The organism is Micromonospora sp. DT44 (assembly GCF_049841635.1).
Lineage (GTDB): Bacteria > Actinomycetota > Actinomycetes > Mycobacteriales > Micromonosporaceae > Micromonospora.
Genome location: NZ_JBNCKS010000037.1, coordinates 50,845 through 75,749, shown reverse-complemented (window position 1 = coordinate 75,749; position 24,905 = coordinate 50,845). Strand labels below are relative to the sequence as shown.

At 70.5% G+C, this 24,905-nt stretch carries 21 protein-coding genes; 8 read left to right on the top strand and 13 right to left on the bottom strand.

The window, feature by feature from the left end; all coding sequences use genetic code 11:
• Positions 1-313: 313 nt before the first annotated feature.
• Positions 314-580: a hypothetical protein gene (locus ACLQ25_RS21445; RefSeq protein WP_425732580.1), complete on the bottom strand. Its 267-nt coding sequence runs from the start codon at positions 578-580 to the stop codon at positions 314-316.
• A 538-nt stretch (positions 581-1,118) separates the two neighbouring features.
• Here ACLQ25_RS21445 and ACLQ25_RS21440 point away from each other — a divergent pair.
• Together ACLQ25_RS21440 and ACLQ25_RS21435 are read left to right on the top strand one after the other, a co-directional pair.
• Positions 1,119-1,958 (top strand): helix-turn-helix domain-containing protein, encoded by an 840-nt coding sequence (locus tag ACLQ25_RS21440; protein ID WP_425732579.1) that lies wholly within the window; start codon positions 1,119-1,121, stop codon positions 1,956-1,958.
• The gene (locus ACLQ25_RS21435; RefSeq protein WP_425732578.1) at positions 1,955-2,134 is read left to right on the top strand and encodes a DUF397 domain-containing protein; all 180 of its coding nucleotides are present in this window, start codon (positions 1,955-1,957) and stop codon (positions 2,132-2,134) included. Before ACLQ25_RS21440 ends, ACLQ25_RS21435 begins: the two co-directional genes overlap by 4 nt.
• Before the next feature lie 530 nt (positions 2,135-2,664).
• Here the strand turns inward: ACLQ25_RS21435 and bioD are convergent.
• Both bioD and ACLQ25_RS21425 read right to left on the bottom strand, forming a co-directional pair.
• Positions 2,665-3,369: a dethiobiotin synthase gene (gene bioD, locus ACLQ25_RS21430; protein WP_425732586.1), complete on the bottom strand. Its 705-nt coding sequence runs from the start codon at positions 3,367-3,369 to the stop codon at positions 2,665-2,667.
• Between the two features lie 76 nt (positions 3,370-3,445).
• Complete coding sequence (locus tag ACLQ25_RS21425) at positions 3,446-4,582, bottom strand: 8-amino-7-oxononanoate synthase (RefSeq protein ID WP_425732585.1); 1,137 nt, start codon at positions 4,580-4,582, stop codon at positions 3,446-3,448.
• A gap of 294 nt (positions 4,583-4,876) precedes the next feature.
• On the opposite strand from ACLQ25_RS21425, the gene bioB reads away from it, so the two are divergent.
• Genes bioB through ACLQ25_RS21410 form a run of 3 tightly spaced genes read left to right on the top strand, consistent with a single transcriptional unit; the run spans position 4,877 to position 6,625 of the window.
• Positions 4,877-5,872, top strand: coding sequence for a biotin synthase BioB (gene bioB / locus ACLQ25_RS21420; protein WP_425732577.1), 996 nt, complete (start codon positions 4,877-4,879; stop codon positions 5,870-5,872).
• Positions 5,873-5,877: 5 nt separating this feature from the next.
• Positions 5,878-6,114, top strand: a complete 237-nt coding sequence (locus ACLQ25_RS21415; protein ID WP_425732576.1) for a hypothetical protein — start codon at positions 5,878-5,880, stop codon at positions 6,112-6,114.
• A 4-nt stretch (positions 6,115-6,118) separates the two neighbouring features.
• On the top strand, positions 6,119-6,625 hold the full coding sequence (locus tag ACLQ25_RS21410) for a GNAT family N-acetyltransferase (RefSeq protein ID WP_425732575.1): 507 nt from the start codon (positions 6,119-6,121) through the stop codon (positions 6,623-6,625).
• Positions 6,626-6,694: 69 nt separating this feature from the next.
• Here ACLQ25_RS21410 and ACLQ25_RS21405 read toward each other — a convergent pair whose 3' ends face one another.
• The 4 genes from ACLQ25_RS21405 to ACLQ25_RS21390 all read right to left on the bottom strand — a co-directional run bounded on the left by ACLQ25_RS21405 (position 6,695) and on the right by ACLQ25_RS21390 (position 14,494).
• Positions 6,695-9,184: a non-reducing end alpha-L-arabinofuranosidase family hydrolase gene (locus tag ACLQ25_RS21405; protein WP_425732574.1), complete on the bottom strand. Its 2,490-nt coding sequence runs from the start codon at positions 9,182-9,184 to the stop codon at positions 6,695-6,697.
• Positions 9,185-9,438: 254 nt separating this feature from the next.
• A complete protein-coding gene (locus tag ACLQ25_RS21400; RefSeq protein ID WP_425732573.1) occupies positions 9,439-12,336 on the bottom strand; it encodes a glycoside hydrolase family 9 protein in 2,898 nt (965 codons plus the stop codon).
• 281 nt (positions 12,337-12,617) lie between these two features.
• Positions 12,618-13,703: a GNAT family N-acetyltransferase gene (locus ACLQ25_RS21395; RefSeq protein WP_425732572.1), complete on the bottom strand. Its 1,086-nt coding sequence runs from the start codon at positions 13,701-13,703 to the stop codon at positions 12,618-12,620.
• 89 nt (positions 13,704-13,792) lie between these two features.
• Positions 13,793-14,494: an amino acid-binding protein gene (locus ACLQ25_RS21390; protein ID WP_355051760.1), complete on the bottom strand. Its 702-nt coding sequence runs from the start codon at positions 14,492-14,494 to the stop codon at positions 13,793-13,795.
• 150 nt (positions 14,495-14,644) lie between these two features.
• On the opposite strand from ACLQ25_RS21390, the gene ACLQ25_RS21385 reads away from it, so the two are divergent.
• Positions 14,645-15,724: a phosphotransferase family protein gene (locus ACLQ25_RS21385; protein WP_425732571.1), complete on the top strand. Its 1,080-nt coding sequence runs from the start codon at positions 14,645-14,647 to the stop codon at positions 15,722-15,724.
• On the top strand, positions 15,724-16,935 hold the full coding sequence (locus tag ACLQ25_RS21380) for an acyl-CoA dehydrogenase family protein (protein ID WP_425732570.1): 1,212 nt from the start codon (positions 15,724-15,726) through the stop codon (positions 16,933-16,935). The genes ACLQ25_RS21385 and ACLQ25_RS21380 overlap by 1 nt, the downstream gene beginning before the upstream one ends.
• A 307-nt stretch (positions 16,936-17,242) precedes the next feature.
• On the opposite strand, the gene ACLQ25_RS21375 is transcribed toward ACLQ25_RS21380, so the two are convergent.
• The 6 genes from ACLQ25_RS21375 to ACLQ25_RS21350 all read right to left on the bottom strand — a co-directional run bounded on the left by ACLQ25_RS21375 (position 17,243) and on the right by ACLQ25_RS21350 (position 23,926).
• Positions 17,243-18,289, bottom strand: coding sequence for a LacI family DNA-binding transcriptional regulator (locus ACLQ25_RS21375; RefSeq protein WP_425732569.1), 1,047 nt, complete (start codon positions 18,287-18,289; stop codon positions 17,243-17,245).
• A 79-nt stretch (positions 18,290-18,368) separates the two neighbouring features.
• Complete coding sequence (locus ACLQ25_RS21370; RefSeq protein ID WP_425732568.1) at positions 18,369-19,802, bottom strand: GH1 family beta-glucosidase; 1,434 nt, start codon at positions 19,800-19,802, stop codon at positions 18,369-18,371.
• Positions 19,799-20,644: a carbohydrate ABC transporter permease gene (locus ACLQ25_RS21365; RefSeq protein WP_355051884.1), complete on the bottom strand. Its 846-nt coding sequence runs from the start codon at positions 20,642-20,644 to the stop codon at positions 19,799-19,801. Before ACLQ25_RS21365 ends, ACLQ25_RS21370 begins: the two co-directional genes overlap by 4 nt.
• Before the next feature lie 70 nt (positions 20,645-20,714).
• Positions 20,715-21,701 carry a carbohydrate ABC transporter permease gene (locus ACLQ25_RS21360; RefSeq protein ID WP_357122894.1) on the bottom strand — a complete coding sequence of 329 codons (987 nt, stop codon included), beginning with the start codon at positions 21,699-21,701 and terminating at the stop codon, positions 20,715-20,717.
• 110 nt (positions 21,702-21,811) lie between these two features.
• Complete coding sequence (locus ACLQ25_RS21355; protein WP_425732567.1) at positions 21,812-23,122, bottom strand: ABC transporter substrate-binding protein; 1,311 nt, start codon at positions 23,120-23,122, stop codon at positions 21,812-21,814.
• 258 nt (positions 23,123-23,380) lie between these two features.
• A complete protein-coding gene (locus ACLQ25_RS21350) occupies positions 23,381-23,926 on the bottom strand; it encodes a plasmid pRiA4b ORF-3 family protein (RefSeq protein ID WP_425732566.1) in 546 nt (181 codons plus the stop codon).
• A 150-nt stretch (positions 23,927-24,076) separates the two neighbouring features.
• On the opposite strand from ACLQ25_RS21350, the gene ACLQ25_RS21345 reads away from it, so the two are divergent.
• On the top strand, positions 24,077-24,823 hold the full coding sequence (locus ACLQ25_RS21345) for a pyrimidine reductase family protein (protein WP_425732565.1): 747 nt from the start codon (positions 24,077-24,079) through the stop codon (positions 24,821-24,823).
• Positions 24,824-24,905 lie beyond the last annotated feature (82 nt).

Sequence of the window (24,905 nt, the reverse complement as noted above, 5' to 3'; positions counted from 1 at the left end):
CATGATGCTGGACATCCTCCCGGAGACCCCAGGTCCCCTGATCTCGGATGTCCGTCAAAACGGGGCAGGCCCAAGGTTGATCGGGCATACGAGACGACGAGGGACTGCCTGCTCCTCGGCGACCTCGCCGGCGCTCAGAAACTGTTGGCTCGCCTGGGCCACACCCACGGCAGGATGGCGGTGGTCCTGGGACAGGCCCTTGCCCCGTGCATCACCTGCGCCAAGGACGAACACGATGGGACCGAGGATCACTCGATGGCCCGCACAGACACGCTGAACGATTGACCCATGCGGGGATACCCGCCAATACGGCTTAGGCCCGTACGCGCGAACTGGACCGCCTCGGTTGCTCACCCGCCGGGGCGGTTCGCCGTTGGATGACCACGCCGGCCTTCATGACGTACACCTCGCGCTTGGCGGTGGCGTCGCCCCTCGCATCGAGCACGTACCCGGTGATCCAGATCCAGTCGTGGTACGGGTCGGGCTCGCCGACCGACACGAGGCGCAGCATCAGCGCGCGGCTCCCGGTGAACTGCGGCGAGCAGGCCGCCCCGATCAGCACCACGTCTCCCGGCTTCACGCCAGCCACCCGAGGAACCGGCGGTACACGGCGTCGGCGGGAGCCCAGGTCATGTCCTGCGTAGCCGCCGCCAGGTGCGACCCCATGTAGATGCGGAGGGCTACCGGCGAGGCGGCATACTCGTCCAGCAGCCCCAGGCGGCGTGTGGAACAGGGCCAAGGGCGTTCGCACACCTCGCACAGCCACAACGGGAGCACCGGCCCGTGCGTGGCCATCAGCTCTCACCTGGCCAGTGGCCCCGGTTGATCGGGATCTTGTGTCTGGCCCGGCAGGGCAGTTCGTTCCCGCACTTGCAGACGTTCCGCCACCTGATCCACGACCACACCGGCCTGTGCCTGCGGGCGAGGGTCATGGCTACCGCCGCCAGATATTCGCCGTAGCGCACGTGCTTGGACATGTTCGCTCCCTCGCGTTTGCATGGCGTGGCTCACACCGCCATTTTGCGCGCGCAGATATACGGGGTCAATGACCTACGGTTGTAGATGGCGCACGGCGTGTGAGTACACGAACGCGAAGGGGGCGAGGCATCATGGCGCTCATGGAGAGCCCGACGTTTCTGCGGTTCCAGCTCGGTGCGCAGCTCAAGCGAGCGCGTGAGGAAGCGGGCGTGAGCACGGAGCAGGCAGCGGACCTCATCGAGGTGTCACCGAGCACCTTGCGCCGGATCGAGCAGGGTCGCGTCGGCTTGAAAGGTCCAGCGCTCAACGCACTGCTCGACCTCTACGGCGTCAGCGACGCCGAGCTGCGGGAGACGTTGCTGTCGATGGCCCGGAGCGGCAAACAACGCGGCTGGTGGGCGAAGTACGGCGACCTGCCGAACTCCTATCGGCAGTACATCGGTCTGGAATCCGCAGCGTCCGAGATCCACAACTTCGAAACGCTGGTAGTGCCCGGCCTGCTCCAGACCGCCGACTACGCACGCGCGATCATCAGCGCCGACGCCTCGCAACCGACCCCGGGCGGTGTGGCCCAGCGGGTGGCCGCACGGACGGAACGGCAGAAGCTACTGACCGATGGTCAACTCAAGCTTGTTGCGGTCATCGACGAGGCGGTACTACACCGCCAGATCGGCGGACAGGAAGTCATGGCCGAACAGCTCACAACCCTGCTCGAAGCGCAGAAACGCTGGAACGTCAGCATCCAGGTCATCCCGTTTCGCGAGGGCGCCTACGCCTCGATGGTGTCCAGCTTCCATATCCTTGGCTTCGCCGAAGGTCCCGGAGTGGTCTACATCGAAGGGCTGACCGGTGACCTCTACGCTGAGGGCGAGGACGTCGACAGGTGTACACGGGTGTTCAGCAACCTACGGGCAGCCGCGCTCTCACCTACGGCGTCAACTACGTTGATCAATAAGCTTCGTGACAAGGAGACGCCATGAAGGCGCTCGATAACCAGTGGCGCACCAGCACCCGCAGCGGCGGCAACGGGGCGTGTGTAGAGGCCCGATACGCGGACCACACCACGCAGGTTCGGGACTCTAAGGATCGGTCCGGGTCGGTGCTTTCGTTCGACCCGTCTGCCTGGTCGGCGTTCATCCAGGGGCTCAAGCGCTGACGACTGGCCAACACCCCCCGTCCGCGTGGATGGGAGGCGCTCCGCAGCATTCTTTACCGAAACGGTTCAGATTGCCGCAGAGCCGGCCCGACGGTTCGGCCCCCGTACCGACCACACCACCCAACGTTGGGTGGCCTCTGTCGACGACCGGAGACGCTTCCGCACTTGCTGGGGGCCGGACGGGTGGGTGGCTCCCTCGCTGTAGCCACGCCAGTCGAAGTCGCCCCTGTTCTTCTCCAGGAGTTGATCGCCACCTACGAAGCGACCCCCACGCTCGCCGCTGAGCATGAGGGCCGCTCCGATGACGCCGTTCCCCGTTCCCATCCCATACACATCCACCGTGGAAACGGGTTCGTTCCCCACGGGACGTAGGTTTTGCCCGTCCCCGACGCCGTTCCCTGGGGAACGAGTTAACGTCCAGGCAGAATGCGACGCCGTTCCCGTGTCCCGGGACGGGGGTGGGAACGCCGTTCCCTGGACCCCCGCCGGACCCCCACGCCGTTCCCCTACCCCAGTTCGTCGACAGGTGTTCAGCTGCTCTCCTCGGCCCAGACGCGCCAGTCGTCGAGCACCCCGTGCAGCGCCGGAGTGAGCCACCCCGGCGCCGACCGCCGGAACACCCCCGGATCGATCGCGCCCGCCCCGGCCGGCGCCGCGCCCAGCAGGTTCGGCACCAGGTCGGTCAGGTTCGTCCAGTGCACCAGCTCCGGCGACGCCGGCCAGGCCCCGATCACCACTCCGGCCGGTACCGCCCGACGGTCCAGCGCCTCCAGGGTCAACGCCGTGTGGTTGAGCGTGCCCAGCCCGGCCCGGGCGACCACGACCGCGGGCGCGCCGAGGGACACCGCCAGGTCGGCCATCGTCCACGGCTCACCGGACGGGCGCAGCCCCATCGGCACCAGCAGACCGCCGGCCCCCTCGACGAGGACCAGGTCGTGCTTGTCCGCCTCCTCGCGGACGGCGTCCACCGCCGTGTACAGCTCCAACGGGGGCAGGTCCGCGACCCGGGCAGCGGCCAGCGGCGCGAGCGGGTCCGGATAGCTCGCCAGGGTACGACCGGTCAGCGGGGCCGCCAGCCGGTTGACCGCGTCCACGTCACCCGGCTCACCGCCGGCCGTGCCGGTCTGGCCCGGTTTGACCACCGCCACCCGCAGGCCGGCGGCCTGCGCGGCCGCCGCGATCGCCGCCGTGACCACCGTCTTGCCCACCTCGGTGTCGGTGCCGGTGACCAGCACCGGCCCCTCCCACGCCGTCACGATGACACCCCGACAAACACCCAAGGGGCTCGCAAACCCGGCTCACTCCTCGCGCTCATGGTGCACAGTCCACGATGACGTCCAGCGCCCGCTCGAAGTCCGCCCGCGGCACCCCCGCGCTGACCGTGAGGCGCAGCCGGGAGCGGGTGTCCGGGGTCGACGGGGGCCGGAAGCACCCCACCGCCACGCCCCGGTCCCGGCAGTCGGCCGCCCAGGCCGTCGCGGCCTCCGGACCGGGCGCCGCCACCGAGATCACCGCCGCGTCCGGCGCGGAGACGGTCAGCCCGGCCGCGCGCAGTCGACCGACCGCCAGCGTCACCCGGTCGGCGACCTCGGCACGCAGGTCGTCACCGGCTCGGGCCAGCCCCAGCGCGGCGTGTACCCCGGCCGCCACGGCCGGCGGCAGCGCGGTGTCGAAGATGAACGTACGCCCGGTCTCGACCAGGTGCCGGACGAACTCGGCCGGACCGGCGACCACCCCACCCGCCCCGCCGAGAGCCTTGGACAGGGTGGCGGTGACCACCACGTCCGGCTCGCCGGCCAGACCGGCGGCGGCCACCGCGCCCGCTCCGGACGGACCGGTGACGCCGAGCGCGTGCGCGTCGTCGACCAGCAGCAGCGCGCCGTAGCGGCGGGCCACCGCGTGCAACTCGGCCAGCGGTGCGAGGTCGCCGTCGACCGAGAAGACCGACTCGGTGACCACCACCGCCGGGCGTCCCGGCGCCACGGCCAGGGCTGCGGCCACCGCCGTCACGTCGGCATGCGCGCTGACCACCGTCTCGGCGCCCGAGATCCGGCAGCCGTCGATGAGCGACGCGTGGTTGTGCGCGTCGGAGACGAGCAGGGTCCGGGGCTGCACGAGAGCCCGCAACGCGCCCAGGTTCGCCAGGTAGCCGGAGGAGAAGACGAGAGCCCGGTCGGTGCCCAGCCACTGCGCCAGGTCGTCCTCGAGGGCGTGGTGCGCGTCGGTCGAGCCGCGCACCAGACGCGAACCGGTCGCGCCCAGCCCGTACGCGGCCAGTGCCGCCGTGGCCGCGGCCGTGACCTCCGGGTGGGTGGCCAGGCCGAGGTAGTCGTTGCCGGCGAGGTCGGTCATCCGGTCGTCGGCGGGACGCGGGTGCAGCCGCCGGGTCAACCCGGCCTTCGCCCTCAACTGCGCGCGACGATCGAGCGCCGCCAGCCAGTCCGCCACCGTCACCCCTTCACCGCCGTCCGCGCCGGTCACGCCGACGTCCGCCGGGCGAAATTACCACCCGCGACCATCGGGGAGACGAATCCATTCGGTACGCGAGGCACGGCGGCGGCGAACGTAGCCGCAGCGAAGACCGACCACCACGGAACGTCATAGCGCCGTCACGGATGGTCGCGGCGCGGGCGGTGCGTCGCCCGACCCACGCGACCGGCGATCGGGCCCGGCCCGGCGGTTCGCGTCGACCCCGGCGGCAGGTCATACCCGGCCGGCCGGGGGCCTTGTAGGGTACGAGCCATGCCAGAGATCCTCGACCAGGCCCGCACCCAGGTCCTGGGTGACGGCGTCGGCCTCGACCAGGCCGGCGTCCTCGCCGTGCTCAACCTGCCCGACGAGCACCTGCCCGCCGCCCTGCAACTCGCGCACGAGGTGCGGATGCGGTGGTGCGGCCCCGAGGTCGAGGTCGAGGGCATCGTCTCGCTGAAGACCGGCGGCTGCCCGGAGGACTGCCACTTCTGCTCCCAGTCGGGCCTGTTCACCTCGCCGGTGCGCTCGGTCTGGCTGGACATCCCGTCGCTGGTCGAGGCCGCGAAGCAGACCGCGAAGACCGGGGCCACGGAGTTCTGCATCGTGGCCGCCGTGCGCGGCCCGGACGCGCGGCTCATGAAGCAGATGCGCGAGGGCGTCGCCGCCATCAAGGCCGAGGTCGACATCCAGGTCGCCGCGTCGCTGGGCATGCTCAGCCAGGAGCAGGTCGACGACCTGGTCGACATGGGCGTGCACCGCTACAACCACAACCTGGAGACCTGCCGGTCGTACTTCCCCAACGTGGTCACCACCCACTCCTTCCAGGAGCGTTGGGAGACGCTACGGATGGTCCGCGACTCCGGCATGGAGGTGTGCTGCGGCGGCATCCTCGGCCTCGGCGAGACCGTCGAGCAGCGGGCGGAGTTCGCCGCGCAGCTCGCCGAACTCGACCCGCACGAGGTGCCGCTGAACTTCCTCAACCCGCGCCCCGGCACCCCGCTCGGCGACCGCCCGGTGGTCGAGGGCAAGGACGCGCTGCGGGCCATCGCCGCGTTCCGGCTGGCCATGCCGCGCACCATCCTGCGGTACGCGGGCGGTCGCGAGATCACCCTCGGTGACCTGGGCACCCGCGACGGTCTGCTCGGCGGCATCAACGCGGTGATCGTCGGCAATTACCTGACCACGCTGGGCCGGCCGGCGACCGCCGACCTCGACCTGCTGGACGAGCTGAAGATGCCGGTCAAGGCCCTCTCCGCCACGCTGTGACGGCCATGACGACGACCTCCGACGCCGAGCCGACCCGCAGCGGCGGCCCGGCGTCGGCGGCCGTGCTCTGGTGCGACAGGTGCGGCGAGGCGGCGGCCGACGGCGCCCACCCGGGCTGCGCGGCGGCCCGGCAGCTGGAGCCGCCGCGCTACTGCTCGCGCTGTCGACGCCGAATGAAGGTGCAGGTCCTGCCGGTCGGCTGGTCGGCGGTCTGCGTCGAGCACGGCGAGATCCGGGGCTGAGCCGATGCTGCGCGGGCGGGCGGTGACCCTGCGACCGGCGACGGTCGCGGACGTGCCGGCCCTCGCGGCCATCCGGGCGCACCCCGAGGTACGCCGGTGGTGGCGCGGCGGTGACGACCTGACCGGCGCGGTCCACGCCGACCTCGGTGACGACGACCTGACGCTGTACGCCATCGAGCACGACGGCCGGGTGATCGGCGCGATCCAGTGGTACGCCGAGTCCGACCCGGACTACCGACACGCCAGCCTGGACGTGTTCCTCGAACCGGAGTCCCGTGGCGAGGGCCTCGGCGGAGACGCCATCCGCACCCTGGCCCGGCACCTGATCGACGAGTACGGCCACCACCGGTTCACCATCGACCCGGCGGCGGCGAACAGCGCCGCCATCCGGGCGTACGAGAAGGTGGGCTTCCGCCCGGTGGGCATCATGCGCCGCTACGAACGCGGCGAGGACGGCCGCTGGCACGACGCCCTGCTGATGGACCTGCTCGCGGACGACCTCACCGACTGAAATCGGACGGGCGTGCCCGGCACCGCACGGTGCCGGGCACGCCCTGGTTCGTTTTCGATGCAGTGACGCCTAGCGCTGGAGGGTCAGTACACCTGGCCGCCACGGCAGCCGGTTGTAGTCGCCGCTCGCGTTGGGGTCCTTGCCCTGGTACAGCAACTGCAGGTTGCAGGCATCGACGGTCTTGGTCTGGTCGGGGTTGGTGCGGACCAGGTCACCGTGGCTGATGTCGTTGGTCCACGTGGCGCCGCTGTTGGCCTTGCCGGCGAACGGGTTGCTCTCGGTGGCGGCCTGCGGGGTCCACGAGCCGCCCAGGCTGGTGGACGTGAACGACCGGAAGTAGCGCTGCCCCTGGCTTCCGATCGCCTCAACGATCATCAGGTACTGGTTCTGGCCCGCCACCTTGTAGACCTCGACGCCCTCGAACAGGTTGTTGGACGAGTCGGTCATGATCGTCGTGTAGGTCGAGCCGAAGCTGCCCGGGAAGTTCCCCAGCGGCATGCTCGACCGGTAGATCTTGCCGTTGTCCCCGGCGAAGAACAGGTACATGTTCTGGTCGTCGCCGATGAGGGTCTGGTCGATCACACCGTACGGTGCGTCCGAGAGGGTGGCGGTGGACAGCGTCTGCACCGAGGACCAGCCGTTGGCGTTCGTCGGGTCGCTCGACGTCTTGTAGCTGAACGAGGTCGGTCCCCACTGGTACGCCAACACCCAGATGTTCTTCGGCGCGAAGTACAGCAGGGTGGGCGCCACGGTGCCCTGGCTCATTCCGTTCTGGCTGGCCGAGGCCATGTCGGACCAGTTGGTGAACGTGCCGAAGTTCATCGAGCTGTACTGGCCGCTGCTGTTGACGTACGACCCGTAGACCAGGTGCTGGCCGTTGTAGACCACGTTGGTGAAGTCCTTGAGCGAGAGCCAGCCGTTCTTCGGGCTAGTCAGCGCGCCGGTCGACGACCACCGGTAGGTCGACGGGAGCGCGCAGCCACCCGTCGGCGGCGGCGTGGTGGTCGGCGGGGCCGACGTCGGGGGCGCCGACGTCGGCGGGGTGCCACCGAAGTCGGTCCGCCACTGCTGGTTGGTCTGCCCGTGGCAGTCGTACAGCTGGACCTGCTGGCCGTTACCGGTGCCCCAGACGTCCAGGCACCGGCCGGACTGCACACCGGTGATGGTGCCGTTGGAGTTGATGTTCCACTGCTGGTTCGCCCCGCTGTTGCAGTCCCAGATGATGATTCCGGTGCCGTTGGCGGTGGCCGCGCCGTTCGCGTCCAGGCACTTGCTGCCGTAGACCCGCAACTGCTTGCCGGAGGTGTACGTCCACTGCTGGTTCGACTGACTGTTGCAGTCGTAGAGCTGGACGCGGGTGCCGTTGGTCTGCGTGGAGTTGGGCACGTCGATGCACCGGCCCGACTGCACTCCGACGATCCGGCCGGCGCCGCCGCTCGGCGGCGGGCTCGTGGTCGGACTCACCGTCGGACTCACCGTCGGACTCACCGTTGGGCTCACGGTCGGTCCCGAGGTCGGCGGGGCCGCGTTGAGCGCGTTGAGGACGGAGTTGTAGGCGGCCTTCTTGTTGCCGTTACCGTCGAAGAGCAGCGGGCTCTCGTTGGAGCGCCAGGAGTCGCTGTCGCGTACGCCCCACACGGTGATGCCGATGCAGCGCGGCACGTTCAGGCACGCCTGGGTCAGCCCGGCGTACTGCGTGGTGGAGGAGTTGGTGACGTCGACCTCGGTCAGCGCCACGTCCACGCCGAGCGCGGCGAAGCTGGACAGCGTGGTCTGGAAGTTGCTCGGCAGGGAGCTGCCGCCGGTGAAGTGGGTCTGCAGGCCGACGCAGTCGATCGGCACGCCACGGGACTTGAAGTCCTGGATCATGCGGTAGACGCCCTGCGTCTTGCCGTACGACCAGTTCTCGATGTTGTAGTCGTTGTAGCAGAGCTTGACCGACGGGTCGGCCGCCCGCGCGGTGCGGAACGCCACCTCGATCCAGTCGTTGCCGGTGCCCTGGAGGTTGGAGCTGCGGCGGCTGCCGTCCTCGTTGAACGCCTCGTTGACCACGTCCCACGCGGCGAGCTTGCCCCGGTAGTGGCCCATCACGCCGTTGATGTGGTCGATCATCGCCTGACGCAGGTTGCTGCCGCTCAGGCTCTGCATCCACCCCGGCTGTTGCGCGTGCCAGGCCAGGGTGTGCCCACGCACCTTCAGGCCGCGCTGGGTCGCCCAGTTGTAGATCTGGTCACCGGAGCTGAAGTTGAACTGGCCCCGCTGGGGCTGCGTCGACTCCGGCTTCATCTCGTTCTCGGCCGTGATCATGTTAAACTCTTGTGCCGCGATCGTGCTGTACTGCGAGTTGCTGAGCCGGCCCGCCGCGATGGCGGTGCCGAAGTACCGGCCCGACTGCGCGGCGGCCGCGCCGAGCGTGCTCGCGGCGGCGTTCGCCGAGGGCATCATCACCGCGACGGCGGCCACCGTCACGACGCTGAACGCGCCGGCGAGCAGCGCCCGGAAGACGGGCGACCGCCGTCGCCGGGTCCTGCCGCGATGATCGGATGGGGTCATTGTCATCTCTGCCTCCTTGCTGGCCTGCACCCGGGCCGCCAAGGCGGGGACGACCAGCGGTTTCAGTTGAATATTTATCTCAATCGATGTTCATATCACGCGTCCGGCCCGAACGACCGAGGTTTCGGAAAAGTTTCGGAAATGTGTTGGGCCGACGCGCGCCACCGGTGTCGTTCCCGATACGACATGCCGCGTACGGCCCTGAACAGTTACCGCACCCGTGGCGCGGTAACTGTCCGGGACCTCGATGAGCGACCGACTCAGGCGACGGCGCAGGTGGTGTTGTTGACGGTGAAGGCGGTCGGCTTCGGGTTGCTGCCGCTGTGCGTGCCGTTGAAGCCGAAGCTCACCGACGTGCCCGGCGCGATCGTGCCGTTGTAGGACAGGTTCGTCGCGGTGACCGCCGCCCCGGACTGGCTGACGGCCGCCGACCACCCCTGGCTGACGCTCTGCCCGCCCGGGAAGCTGAACCGCAGGGTCCAGCCGTTGATCGCGGAGGTGCCGGTATTGGTGATCGTCACCGTCGCGGTGAAGCCGGTGTTCCAGTCCGTCGTGGCGTACCCCACCGAGCAGGTACCGCCGACCGGCGGCGCCGCCGTGGTCACCGCGACCGGCGCGGAGGCCGCGGAGGTGTTGCCGGCCGCGTCGACGGCCACCACGTAGAACTGGTACGCCGTGGAGGCGGTCAGCCCGGTCACCGCGAGGGTGCTGCCGGTCGGCGACCCGATGAGCGCGTCGGTCGCGCCGGCCTCGCGGTAGACCCGGTAGCCGGTGACGCCCACGTTGTCGGTCGACGGTGTCCAGGCCAGGGTGAGGCCGGTGGCGGTGACCGCCGAGGCGACCGGCGTGCCGGGCGTGCTCGGCACGGTCGTGTCGGTGGAGCCGGTCGGCGGCGTAGTCACGGTGAGCACCGGCGAGGCCGCCGAGGTGTTGCCCGCGCCGTCGCGGGCCACGACGGTGAACTCGTACGACGTCGCCGGCAGCAGCGTCGAGATGGTCAGCGTCGTGCCCGTGACCGGCCGGACGAGGACCGTGTCGCTGTTGACCTGGACCTCGCGGACGTCGTAGCCGGCCAGCCCGCTACCGCCGGTGTCGGTGGACGCCGACCAGGTCAGGGTCACCGAGCGGGACGCGAGATTCGACGCCACCGGCTTGCCCGGGACGCTCGGCGCGGTGGTGTCCGGCACGACCGGCCCCGGCTCTTCACCCCAGACGCGGGTGCTGCCGGCGTAGAGCGGAACCTTGCGGTTCGGCCCGGCGGTCGCCTGGTACGACGGGTCGTTGGTCGGATCCCAGGTGCCGCCCTCCGGCACACCGATCTTGAACTGGACCTCCATCCGGTGTGCCGACTGCCCGGCCGGGGCGATGGTGTAGCCGGTGCAGTCCACCTCGACGTACCAGATGTCGCCGCTGAACTGCTTGGCGGCGGTCGGCGACGGGCAGCCCTGGGTGTAGCCGGAGGTGACCTGCACCGGGCCGCTGCCGTCGGGCCGGAAGTAGTACCGGAACTTTCCGTTGGTCAGCGCGCGGGCCGGGAACGCCGACTTGTTGTAGACGATCGCCTTGAGCCCGGTGGCCCGCGGCTCGGCCTGCATGACGGTGGTCTCCACTGTCAGTTCGTCGATGTCCGGCGTCTCGGCGACCGGGAAGTTCGCCAGCGGGGTGCCGCCGTACTCGGAGGTCAGTCGGACCAACGCGGACGTGAAGCCGGCGTTGTAGTCGGTGGCCACCTCGTTCATCACGTAGTCCGACCGGCTGTCGCTGTAGGCGTCGTTGGCCGAGGACGGGCCGCCGACCAGCGCGCCGTAGAGGGTGTGCCGGGTCTCGACGGGCACGGTCTGGCTGTCCCACCACGACCCGTGCGCGGTGCGGTGGTGCGGGTTCTTCGGTGCGTTGGCGCCGAACCCGATGACGTAGCTGGAGTTGCGCGGGTTGTCGCCGAGCGCGTAGTTGATCTGCCGGACGGCGAAGTCGTGGTACCGCGCCTTGCGGGTGGTGTCGGTGGTCTTGTCGCTGTAGACAAGCGCGGCGAAGGAGGTGTTGGCCGCGTAGCGCAGCGCGCCCCAGGAGTCGAGCACCGCCATCCCGCCCGGCGAGTACGGCACCCGCTGCCCGTTCACCCCGACCGTCCAGTAGTCCAGCCAGCGGTTGGCGTCGTCGACGTACTTCTGCTTGCCGGTCAGGTTCGCCAGCAGCACGTACGCGCCGAACTGCTTGTTGTCCCAGGCGATCGTCCACTTGTAGGAGCGGGTGGTGGACTGCGGCTCGGTGCCGAGCTTGTCGTACTCACTCTCGGCCTTGGTCAGGTAGCTCGCGTCGCCGGTGGCCCGGTAGAGCCAGATGGCGGCCCACACCAGCTCGTCCTGGTAGCCGCTCCACGACTTGTAGAACGAGGCCGCGTCGGTGATGCACTCGCTGTAGGCCTTCCGCACGGTGTCGGCGAACGTGTAGAGCTGCCGGGCGTGGGTGAGCAGCTTGTCCGCGTAGGTCGCGTCGGTGGGCCGGAACACCATCGAGGACGCGGCCATCGCGGCCGCCGTCTCCCCCGCCAGGTCCGCGCCGCCACAGCTCGCATCGATCTTGTACGCGGGCCGCGCCATCGGCATGACCTCTGCCGGACCCCACCACTTGTGGTCGTCGTCGCCCTTGCCGACCTGTCCGTAGAGGACGTTCGCCGACGGGTGCGCCTTGATGAAGTAGTCGTTGACGAAGCGCAGGTTGTTCAGCAGGTGCGGGAGCTGGCCGGAGGCGCTGTAGCCGCTGCGGTACTCCACCGCGCCCCAGGCGAGCATGGTGGCGCTGAACGCCATCGGGAAGCCGAACTTGACGTGGTCGCCCGCGTCGTACCAGCCGCCGGTGAGATCGACTCCCGTACCGGCGCCGTCGGTGAGGGCGCTGTCGCCCCGCCAGGAGACGCGGTTCCAGTCGGGCAGCTGGCCGGACTGCTGCGCCTCATAGAACAACAGCGACTTCTGCAACGCCTCGGCGTAGTTGAAGGAGGGCGCGGCGGACGCGGGCCCGGGCGTCGGCGCGGCGACCGCGAGGGCCGCGCCGGTGAGCAGGGCGACGCCAGCGGCCAGCAGCCGCCGGGGCCACGGTTGGTCGGCGACGGGCGACCGGCCGGGGTGGCCGGTGGACGGCCGGGTCAGGTGGCGCATGAAGGGCTCCTTCAAAGGCGCCGCCGGCGGTCGCACCGACGCGGGACGGCGTGGGGGCGGCACGGCCACCGGCGACAGCGGGGGTGGCGGTGTGACCAGGGGGCGTGGAAGCGCTCCCATGGATATCCGACAATGTAATGTGCACCCCGCCGATTGGGAAGCCCGCGTCGCGCCACAGCGCCATCGCGCTCGCTGAGGTTACGGCGACACGCGTGTCACCGCGCGGAAAAGTCGACCCGGCCGCCCGGCCCGTCCGAGACGTCGTCCCAGCTCAGCCCGATCTACCGAGGCCCGCCGGCGACCCCCGAGATCCGCTGCTGGCCGGTCGTGGGCGTTCCGGACGGCACCGGGACCCCGAGCGGCACGGTCAGCGTGAGCAGACCGCCGTCCCGCTCCACCAAGCTGGGCCGGTCCAGTCGACGAAGCGTCCGCAGCATGGAGGCGTTGTCCGCCCGCACGTGCAGCACCAGCGCCGCGTAAGCGGCCCGGTCGGCGTGCGACACCAGCCGGCGCAGCAGGGCCGAACCGAGCCCGCGACGCTGCCAGTCGTCGCGTACCAGAAGCGCCACCTCGGCCTCGTCGCCCTCGCCGAGCAGGTTCGCCATGGCGACCACCGCGCCGTCGCTGTCGGTCGTCGCGACCAGGGTGAGCCCCCGACTCGGCTCCAACAGTCGACGCAGCCGGGCCGGTCGCGGCAGCGCCGCCCCGCTCAGGTAGCGCCGTTCCCGACTGCGCGGGGAGCACGCCTCGTGCAGCTCCACCACAGCCGCCAGGTCGTCCGCGCACGCCGGCCGCACCGCCACCTCGACGCCGTCCGGCAGCACCAGGGTCACCTGCTCGGCGGCCCGACGGGCCACGGTGCCGGCCAGCTCCACCAGGGCCTGCGCCCGGGCGTACTCCGCCGGAGTGAAGGCGGGCGCGGCCCGGCGCAGCGCGAACGTGCCGCCCGCCGGGTCGGCCAACACCATGCTCGTGCCGATGCTGCCCCGGTCCGTACCGGTCGCCGCCGGACGCCAGCTCACCGAGTCGGCGCCGAGCAGCGTACGCAACGCCTCACCCGTCGCGTCCGGGTCGCGCACCAGCCGGTTGGCCAGGCCGAGCACCCGGGTCGGTTGGTCGACCAGGCCGCGCGCCTCGCTGCGCGCCACCCAGCAGTCCCGCCCGCGCCCCCGTTCGACGGCGGCGATCAGCTCGGCCTCGTCGAGCGTGTCCGGCGCGTCCACCAGAAAGTCGTCCACCGCGCCATGCTCGGTGGGCTGCACCTGCACCGTGAGGATGTTGACCCCCCGCAACGCGAGGCTCGCCGTGAGGACCGACAGATAGCCGGGCCGGTCGTCCACTGTCGCTCGGATCCGCCACAACGTCATGGTTGGCTCCCTTCCCCACCCAGAGCCTTGCCCGCGGCTGTTGCCGCCCGGTTGCTCGCCGGTGTCGACCCGGGAACTCCTCGCGCTGGTCAGGGACCGGCGACCACCGGGGGCGCACCGACCAGGTCCAGTCGGTCGCCCAGGATGACCGCGCTGGCCCGGACAAGTTGGGTGAGCCGGTCGACCTCCGTGCTGTGGAAACCCGCGGCGCAGAGGGTCTCGTTGTGCTCGCGGGCCACCACCAGCACCAGACCGGCCCGCCCGAACGGGGCGATCGCGTAGTGGGTGCCGTCGGGCGCGGTCATCGACCGCCCGCGCAGCGGAGTCACCTCCGGCAACCGCGGCGGTACGGGAGCCCGCCAGCTCGCGTGACCGACGGTGGCCCCGCCACCCCCCGTACGCGACGCCCAGTCCGCCGGGACCACGGCCGCGACCGCCCAGTCGGCCGCCAGCAGGCCCGGTACGGCGTCCACCAGGGTCGCCAGCCCGTCAGCCGGGTTCGCCGCGACCTGGGCCAGCAGCTCCGCGTCCTGGCCGGTGGTGGTGGGCGCGCCGATCGCCCGCCACACACCGTCCACCCGTACGCCCGGGATCGCCGCGAGACCGGCCAGCAGACGCTCGACCCGTGCCGCGCCGGGCCACACCACCGTGAAGTCGTCCACCGCGCGCCCGCCGAGACGCTCCAGGACCACGACCTGCACGATGTCCGCGCCGGAGACACCCAGCGTGCGGGCGACCTGGCCGAGGGTGCCCGGACGGTCCGGCAGGGTGACCCGAACTCGCAGCAACATGTCTGTCCCTCCGCTCGGCGGGCCGGCGAAAGAGCGGCCGGCAGGCTGAGAACAGCCTGGCTGTTGACCATTTCGTCCCTGTTGCAGAGGCATGTCCCGAGGGGAAAATCTGACCTTGACAACGTGAGCGGCCTGCCATCAACTAGTCGGATGACCGATCCGGCCGCCAGCGCGCTCCGGCCGGGCGCTGTTCCGGCCACCCCCGCCGGAATCGACCTCGATCGGCTCGCCGACCACCTCTCGACGCACCGGCCCGAGCTGGCCGTGGGGCCGATGCGGGCCCAGTTGATCGCGGGTGGCAAGTCCAACCTCACCTACCTGCTGCACCTCGGCGAGCGGGAGGTCGTGCTGCGCCGCCCACCGTTGGGGCACGTGCTGGCCACCGCGCACGACATGGCCCGCGAGTTCCGGGTCATCTCCGCGCTGGCGCCCACCGAGGTGCCGGTCCCCGGGGCGCTGCTGCTCTGCACCGACGCCGAGGTTCTCGGCGCACCGTTCTACCTGATGGAACGCATGCCCGGCGAGGTGTTCCGCGTCCGCGCCCAGACCGACCCGCTGGGTGACGAACGACGCCGGGCCCTCGCCATGGCGATGATGGACACCCTCGCCGCGTTGCACACCGTCGAGCCGGCCGCCGTCGGGCTCGCCGACTTCGGCCGCCCCGAGGGCTACCTGGCCCGGCAGGTCCGCCGCTGGGCCGGGCAGCTCGACCGCTCCCGCAGCCGCGATCTGCCCGGCATCGACGAACTCCGCGACCGGCTCGCCGCGACCGTCCCCGAGGGCGCGAACGCCGGCCGCATCGTGCACGGCGACTACCGGCTGGACAATCTCCTCGCCTCCGCCGACCCGGTGGCCGTACACGCCGTCCTCGACTGGGAGATGGCCACCCTCGGCGATCCCCTCGCCGACCTGGGGCTGCTGCTGACCTACTGGGACGTGCTGGGCGACAGCGACAGCGCCGCCGGCAACCCCGTCGCCGACGGCCTCGGCCCGCGCGCCGGCTTCCCCACCGGCGCCGAGCTGATCGACAGGTACGCCGGGCGCAGCGACGTCGACGTCGGGCCGCTGCACTGGCACGTGGCGCTGGGCTGCTTCAAGCTCGCCGTCATCTGCGAGGGCATCCACTACCGTCACACGCTCGGGCAGACGCTCGGCGAGGGCTTCGACCGGATCGGCGACATGGTGGCACCGCTGGTCGCGCACGGACTGACCGCCGCCAGGGAGCGGTGATGGAATTCGCGTACGACGCCCGGACCGAGGAGCTGCGCGACGAGCTGACCCGGTTCCTGACCGAGCACGTCTACCCGGCCGAGCCGGTGCACGCCGAGCAGGCGGCCACCGGCGAGGAGTGGTCGCGTACCCCGGTGCTGGCCGAACTGAAGGCCGAGGCCCGCAAGCGCGGCCTGTGGAACCTGTTCCTGCCCGATCCGCGCTACGGCGCCGGCCTGACCAACCTCCAGTACGCGCCGCTCGCCGAGCTGACCGGGCGCAGCCCGCACCTGGCGCCCGAGGCCGTCAACTGCGCGGCGCCGGACACGGGCAACATGGAGCTGCTGGCCGAGTTCGGCTCGGACGCCCAGCGCGAGCGCTGGCTCGTGCCGCTGCTGGAGGGCGAGATCCGCTCGGCCTTCTGCATGACCGAGCCGGAGGTCGCCTCGTCCGACGCGACCAACATCGCCACCCGGATCACCCGCGACGGCGACGAGTACGTCGTCAACGGCCGCAAGTGGTGGTCGTCCGGCGCCATGGACCCGCGCTGCGAGATCCTCATCGTGATGGGCAAGACCGACCCGGACGCCGACCGGCACCGCCAGCAGAGCATGGTGCTCGTACCCCGGGATACGCCGGGCGTGACCGTCCGCCGCGGCATGCACGTCTTCGGCTACTCCGACGGCACGCACGGCGGGCACGCCGAGATCGACTTCACCGACGTACGGGTGCCGGCGGCCAATCTGATCGGCGCGGAGGGCACCGGCTTCGCCATCGCCCAGGCACGACTCGGCCCGGGCCGCATCCACCACTGCATGCGATTGATCGGAATGGCTGAGCGGGCATTGGAGCTGCTCTGCAAGCGGGCGCTCGACCGGGTCGCGTTCGGTCGCCCCCTCGCCGAGCAGGGCGTCGTGCGGGAGTGGATCGCCGAATCGCGGGTCCGTATCGAACAGGCCCGCCTACTGGTGCTCAAGACGGCCTGGCTGATGGACACCGTCGGCAACAAGGGCGCGCACACCGAGATCCAGGCCATCAAGATCGCCACGCCGGCGATGGCGGAGTGGGTGATCGACAAGGCCATCCAGGGGTACGGCGGCGCGGGCGTCAGCCAGGACACCCCACTGGCCGCCCTCTGGGCACAGACCCGCACCCTGCGCCTCGCCGACGGCCCCGACGAGGTCCACCGCAACTCCCTGGCCAAACGCGAACTCCGCCGCTGGCTCCCCTAACACCCGCCCCACCCCCGACCCCGACCCCGACCCCGGTTGATCATGAAGTTATTGCCACCGCCATCGGCGTGTCGTGGCAATAACTTCATGATCGACGCGACCGGGGGGTGCGGTGAGGTGGCGCTTTCTGACCCGCCGGCGTCCCCACCGGAGATCCGCGCAACATCGGGGATGTTGCTGCCTCCCGCGCGCCGCAGGCAGCAACATCCGAGAAGTTGCGCGGATGTTGGCGGGGTGCGATACGCGCGGGGTGGGTCAGGCGTGCGGGAGCGAGGCGCGCGGATGGGCGGCGCGGGCGGGGTGGGGGTCAGGCGCTGGCGCGGTGGACCAGTTGGGTGTCCAGGAGGATGTGCGGGGCGGGTAGGTCGTCGCCGCGAATGCGGGCGACCAACAGCCGGGCCATCTGGCGGCCCATCTCCTCCACGGGCTGGAACACCGAGGTCAGGGGTGGCTCCGCCTGGCGGGCGATCGGCGCGTCGTCGAAGCCGATCACGGCGACGTCCTCCGGAACACGCCGGCCGGCGTCGCGCAGGGTCCGCAACGCGCCGAACGCCATCAGGTCGGACGCGACGAAGACGGCGTCCAGGTCCGGGCAGGCTTCCAGCAGCCGGCGCATGGCGGTCGCCCCGCTGCTCTCGCTGAAGTCGCCGTACGCGATCAGGTCGGGGTTGACGCCGACGCCGGTGGCCTTGACGGCCTCGGTGTAGCCGGCCAGTCGGGCCAGGCCGGCGCCCATGTCCTGCGGGCCGGCGATGGTGGCGACGCGCCGCCGCCCCTGGCTGGTCAGGTACTCCACCGCCTGCCGTGCGCCGCCAACGTTGTCCACGTCGACGAACCACGCCGGCTGGGCCCCGGGTTGCAGCATCCGGGCCGGTCGGCCACCGAGCACCGCGGGCAGGCCGCGCTCCTCCAGCAGGGTGGGCAGTGGATCGGAGTCGTGCAACGACAGCAGCAGTACGCCGTCGACGTGCTGGTTGGTGAGGTGGTGCTCGACGCGCTCCCGCTCGACCGGCGACTGGGCCATCGCCAGCCAGAGCTGCATGGGCGTCTCCAGCAGGCCGGAGCTGATCCCCCGCACGATCGCCGCGAAGAACGGCTCGGTGAAGACCCGCTCCCCGGATTCGGACACCACCAGGGCGACGGAGTCGGTCCGCTGGGTGACCAGCGCGCGGGCGGCGCGGTTCGGCACGTACCCCAGCTCGGCGATGGCCTGTTGGACCGCGGCCCGGGCCTCCGGGCTGACCTGGGGCGAGCCGTTGACCACGCGCGAGACCGTGCCCCGACCCACGCCGGCGCGCGCCGCGACCGCATCGAGGGTCGGGCGCCCGAGCGAGCGGGTGCGCTGCGTTGTCATCGTCTGCTCCTCCGACGGCGGGCGGACCCGGCGCCACGCGAGAGGGGACGCCGGGACCGCCCTGATGGCTGGCCCGAGCCTATTGTGCGGCCAGACCGTTGCGTCGGATCACCGAGGCGTACCACCTGGCGCTGGACTTGGGGATGCGAAGCTGGCTGTCGTAGTCGACGTGGATCATGCCGAAGCGCTTGGTGTAACCCCAGGCCCACTCGAAATTATCCATCAGTGACCAGGCGAAGTATCCCCGCAGGGGCACGCCGGCGTTGATCGCTTCGTGGCAGGCCCGCAGGTGCGCGTCGAAGTAGGCCAGCCGGTCGACGTCGTCGACCTGCCCGTCGACGACGCTGTCGACGAACGCGGAGCCGTTCTCGGTGACGTACAGCGGCAGGTCCGTGTACTCCTCGTGCACCCGCCGCAGCGTCTCCACCAGGCCCGGGGCGTCGATCTCCCAGTCCATGTCGGTCACCGGGACGCCCCGGGTGACGAACCGGACGTCTTCGCTGCCCGGCCAGCAGGAGGGCGCCCGCCAGTACGGCTCGGGCTCGGCGCCCTCAACCGGCGCGGCGACCACGTGCCGGCTGTAGTAGTTGATCCCGACCAGGTCCAGCGGCGTGGAGATGGTCGCCAGGTCACCGTCGCGGACGTGGTCGAAGTCGGTGACCTCGCGCAGGTCGGCCACCAGATCCTCCGGGTACGACCCACGCAGCAGCGGGTCGAGGAAGAAGCGGTTAGCCAGCCCGTCGATCCGGCGGGCGGCGTCCACGTCGGCGGGAGCGTCGGTGGCCGCGTCGACCGGGTACAGGTTGACGGTCACGCCCACCTCGGCCGTGGGCCGGGCGGCCCGCAGGGCCTGCACGGCCAGGCCGTGCCCGAGCATCAGGTGGTGTCCGGCGCGCACCGAGTCCGCGCCGTTGGACCGGCCCGGGGCGTGTACGCCGGAGCCGTACCCGAGGAACGCCGAGCACCACGGCTCGTTGAGGGTGGTCCAGTAGCGCACCCGGTCGCCGAGCGCGTCGGCGACGAGCGTCGTGTAGTCGGCGAAGCGGGCGGCGGTGTCCCGCGACGGCCAGCCACCGGCGTCCTCCAGCTCCTGGGGAAGGTCCCAATGGTAGAGGGTGAGCCACGGCTCGATGTCGTGGGCCAGCAGCTCGTCCACGAGCCGCCGGTAGAAGTCCAGGCCCTTCGGGTTGGCCGCGCCCGTGCCGCCGGGCTGCACCCGGGGCCAGGAGACCGAGAAACGGTACGACTTGAGGCCCAGCTCGGCCATCAACGCGACGTCGTCACCGAGCCGGTGGTAGTGGTCGCAGGCCACGTCGCCGGTGTGCCCGTGGACCACGCGGCCCTCGGTGTGGCTGAAGGTGTCCCAGACCGACGGGGTGCGGCCGTCCTCGGCCGCCGCCCCCTCGATCTGGTAGGCCGCGGTCGCGGCTCCCCACAGGAAGCCGGGTGGAAAGGTCAGCCCGGAACGCTCGTCGAGGAGGTCGACGGCGGATGGGCTGGCGGCGTTGCTCACGACTTGACGGCACCTTCCATGATCCCGCCAATGATCTGGCGGCCGAACAGAACGAAGACGATGAACAGCGGAAGGGTCGCGATGAGCGTACCCGCGAAAATCTGAGAATTGTCCGCAAAGTACGCGGTGTTCAGACTGCGCAGCGAGATCTGCACGGTCGGGTTGGCTGGGTCGGCGAGCACCACGAAGGGCCAGAAGAACTGGTTCCACTGCTCCATGAAGGTGAGCAGCCCGAGCACGGCCGCCGCGGGCCGCAGCGCCGGCACCACCACGTGCCAGTAGACACGCCAGGTGGAGCAGCCGTCGACGCGGGCCGCCTCGATCAACTCGTTGGGCACCGCCTGCTCGGCGTACTGGCGCATCATGAAGATGCCGAAGCCGCCGATCAGGAACGGAACCGTCACCGACGGCATCGTGTTCAGCCATTCCAGCTTCGCCATGAGGATGTACAGCGGGAGCACACCGAGCTGGATGGGAATCATCATCGAGGCCAGGATGATGAGCAGCAGCGCGTTCTTGCCACGGAAACGCAGTTTCGCGAACGCGAATCCGGCGAGCGAGCCGAAGAACACGGTCGCCACCGTGATCGTGCCCGACACCAGGAACGAGTTCATCAGGCCCTTGACGATGTTCGCGTCGCCGTTGTCGAGCACCCGCTGGATGTTCTCGCCCAGCTTGCCGCCCGGCAGGAACGGCGGGGGCCAGGAGTTCGCGGCGTCACTGGTCCGCGAGGCGATGACGATCATCCAGTAGAACGGGAAGAGCGACAGGATGACGCCGAGGACGAGCCCGAACCAGGTGAGTGGGCTGGCCGTCCAGAGCTTCTCCGCGCTGTGGCGGATGCCGTTGCGTTCGGCCGGTGGCCGGACCGACGGCGGTCGCAGAGTGGTACTGGTCATGGGTGGGCCACCCTCACTTGTCGGAGCTGATGCGGCGGGCCAGCAGGTAGTTGATGAACGAGACGGACGCGATCAGCAGGAACAGCACCAGGGCGACGGCGCCCGCGTACCCCCACCGGAACCGCTGGTTCATGACGTCCAGCAGATACATCGTGATCGTCTGGAACTGCCCCTCCGTGCCGCCGGAGAGCGCGCCCGAGCCGCTGGTGAACATCAGCGGCTCGGTGAAGAGCTGCAGACCGCCGATGGTCGAGATGATCAGCGTGAAGATGATGGTGGGGCGCAGCTGCGGGATCGTGATCGACCAGAACTGGCGGCGTTGCGAGGCGCCGTCGAGGGCGGCCGCCTCGTACACGTCCTTGCTGATCGACTGCATCGCGGCGAGGTAGATGAGGGCGTTGTAGCCCACCCACCGCCAGTCGACCATCGTGGCGATGGCGACCCAGGAGGCGAAGCGGTTGGCCCGCCAGTCGATGGGGCCGAGACCGACCAGGTCGAGCAGCCAGTTCATCAGGCCGAAGTCCCGGGCGTAGATCATCGAGAAGATGAGCGCCACCACGGCGGTCGAGGTGATGATCGGCATCGCGATGGCCAGCCGGAAGAACATCTGGCCGCGGATGCGGCGGTTCAACGCGTTGGCCAGCATCAGCGCGATGAGCAGCTGCGGGATGGTGGAGAGCGCGAACATCCCGAAGGTGTTCACCACCGCGTTCCAGAACTGCGGGTCGTTCGTGAACAGCTCGACGAAGTTGTCCAGACCGACGAAGCTGATCGTCGCGTTCATCGGTGACCGGTCGGTCATCGCGATCCAGAACGTGTAGACGATCGGGTAGACGCCGAAGATCGCGAAGAGCACGAAGAACGGCAGGACGAAGACGTACGGGGTGAAGCGCAGGTCCAGCCGGTTCAACTGCCGGCGGCGCGCCGTTGAGTGCCGTGGCGCCGGGCGCGGCCCGCGGGCCGACGCGTCCGGTGGCGCGGGGGTCTTCAGGGAGCTCATGAGCGGTCCTTCACACTCGGCGGCGCCTCGTGGGGCGCCGCAGCAGGGCGTGTTGACGCGGGTTCACGGGTGGTGCCGCAGCGGCACCACCCGTGAGCGCGTCGCAGCCGCTACTTGCCTGCTGCCTGGCCGTTCTTCACCGCGTCCTGCCAAGCGGCGTCGGCGGCCTTACCCTGCTCGATGCTGCGCAGCGCGTTCTCGACCGCGTCCCGGACCGCCTGGTTCTTCGGGCCGAGGTAGACCGGCTTCAGCTCCTTGGCGCCAGCGGCGAAGATCTTGCCGATCGGCGCGCCGCTGAAGTACTCGTTGGTGGCGGCGAGCACGGCCGGGTCCTCGAGGGCCTGCGGCGACGAGGGCAGGTTGCCGACCTTCTTGAACGCCTCGGTCTGGCTCTTGGCGCTGGTCAGGAACTTGGCCAGCTCAGCGGCTTCCTTCTGGTGCTTGCTGGACTTCGGAACGGCCAGCCAGGAACCGCCCCAGTTGCCGCCGTTGCCCGGCGCCTTGGCGACGTCCCACTTGCCGGCCGCCGCGTCGCCGGCCTGACCCTTGATGACACCCGTCATCCAGGCCGGGCAGCCGATGGTGGCGAAGCTGCCGTTCTTGAAGCCGGCGTTCCACTCGTTCGAGAAGCTCCGCAGGTTGTTCGACAGACCCGCGCTGATCATCTTGGTGGTCTGCTGGAACGCGGTCTGCACGTCCGGGTTCTCACCGACGACGAGCTTGTTGCTCTTGTCGAAGTAGGTGTAGCCGTTGCCCGCGCCCGCCGTCTGCATCAGCACGATGTTGTAGAAGTTGGTCGCCGAGTCGACGAACTTGTGCTTCTTGTCGGCGGCGCTGAACTTCTGGCCCTGCGCGATGAAGTCGTCCCACGTCGGCCAGAGGGCGCCGACCTGCTCGCGGTCGGTCGGCAGGCCGGCGGCCTTGAAGAGGTCGCTGCGGTAGCAGACGGCCATGCCGCCGACGTCGGTGCCGAGACCGAGCACCTTGCCGTCCGGGGTGAGGCCACCCTCCCACTTCCACGGCAGGAAGTTGCCCTTGAGGTCGTTGGCGCCGTGGTCGGCCAGGTTCACGAACTTGTCGGCCTGCGCGAAGAACTGCACGATCGTGCCCTCTTCGAGGGCGACGACGTCACCAGCACCGGCACCGGCGGTGATCTGCTGCGTCAGCCGGGTGTTGTAGTCACCGAGGCCGAGGCCCTTGCCGCGCTCCTGGATCGTGACGTTCGGGTGCTCCGTCTGGTACTGCTTGTAAAGATCCTCGTAGCCGAAGCCCTGGTCGCCGAAGACGTCGACGACCAGAGTGACCTTGCCGCCGTCCGAATCGGACGACGAGTCGCCGTCGCCGCAGGCGGTCGCCGCGGCGAGCACGGCGACAGACGCGAGCGCGATCGCCGCAAAACGGCGACGTGAGGTGACGCTCATCCTGACCCCTCTCAAGTGGTGAGGCTTGGTGTGTCGTGCGTGGTGGGGGGTGCTGTAGCGCCCCGCGCCGCTCGGCCGGTGACCGAGGGCGCCTGGGGAGTGTGGTGAAGGAGATTTCCGCCACTCCCCCGGGAGCGCTCCCATGAGATTGCCGGGGCGCTACCAGGGTGTCAATAGACTGTTGGGAGCGTTCCCAGATCGTTACCGCCCTGTTTCAGAGCGGCGCACCGAGGACTTTCACCAGCCTGACCGGCCGGATCAGCAGAAGCGACGCAGCAGCGTGGTGGCGACGGCGGGATCGAAGAACGCCGGGTCGAAGCCGTCGGCGACCCAGCCCGACAGCAGGGCCCGCTCCGGATGGGCCGGATCGGCCAGGGCCGCCAGCAGCGTCTGGTAGCCCAGCGGACCACCGATTCCCTCCGGCGGGCCGGCACGCTCCCCGTCCAGGCAGAGCGGGTACCGCTCGTCCTGGTCGGCGGTGAACGCGTCCTCGACGACCAGGTCGTGCTCCCACCAGTCGCCGAAGTCGTACGTGTAGGAGAACCTGCTGCCCTTGCCGAGCACCGCGTCCAGCCGGACGTCCAGCTCGTCGTGCAGCCCCAGGCCCTCGTCCGGGTCGGGTTCGCCGTAGGTCACCGTGTCGATCTCGAACGAGTGCAGGTGGCAGTCCCGCCAGCCCATCGCGTGTTGCGCGACCCGGTGCAGCCGGTCCAGCGTGTAACCGGCCGGGACGAGCACCCGACGCCAAATGATCGGGCGCACGCCGGCGAGGGACATCTTCAGCTGGAAGATCTGACGCGGCATGCTGTCCTACCCTCCCGCGGCTTAGGCTGCGAGCATGATCTGCCGAGCGTGCCGGGCCCGGCGGCACGACGACTGCCCGGGCCGGAACTGGTGCGGCTGCCAGCACCGTACCGCTGAACCGACCCCTCCGGTCACCGGTCCGGCCGGCGAATGACGGTCGGAATTCCGATCCGGCGGCTCTGGCCCGAACCGTCCGTCGAGCCCGTCGACGACGCGGCGTTGACCGCCCTCTACGGTCGCGCCGACCGGCCCCGGCTGCGGGTCAACTTCGTCTCCAGCCTGGACGGCGCAGTCACCGTCGACGGCTACTCCGCCGGGCTGTCGGGCGAGCCGGACAAGCGGGTGTTCGGCCTGCTGCGGATGCTCTGCGACGCCCTCGTGGTGGCCGCCGGCACCCTGCGGCACGAGGGGTACCGGGCCGTCCGCCTGGACGAGGGCCGCCGCGCCTGGCGCAGGGCGAACGGGCTGGCCGCGTACCCGACGTTGGTGGTCGTCTCCGGCGCCCTCGACCTGGACCCGGCGCAGGCCGCGTTCGCCGACGCGCCGGTCCGGCCGATCGTGCTCACCCACTCCGACGCCGAGCCACCCCCCGGCCTCACCGACGTCGCCGACCTGCTGCGCTGCGGTACCGGCCGGGTCGACCTCGCCGCCGCCCTGGCCGAGCTGCACGGACGCGGACTGACGCAGCTGCTCTGCGAGGGCGGCCCGCACCTGCTCGGCGCGCTCACCGCGGCCGACCTGGTGGACGAACTGTGCCTCACGGTCGCGCCGCTGCTCGCCGGGCCGGGGCCGGGGCGGATCACCGCCGGCGACGCCACCGGGCCGACGCACCTGCCGCTGCGGCACGTGCTCGCCGCCGACGACGGCGTCCTGATGCTCCGGCACGCCCGCGACTGACGGCCTCCCCACGCCCGCGTCCTGAAAGCGGCCCGCCACTCACCGACGGGTGACGGGCCGTCGCCCGGTGGCACACCCAGCG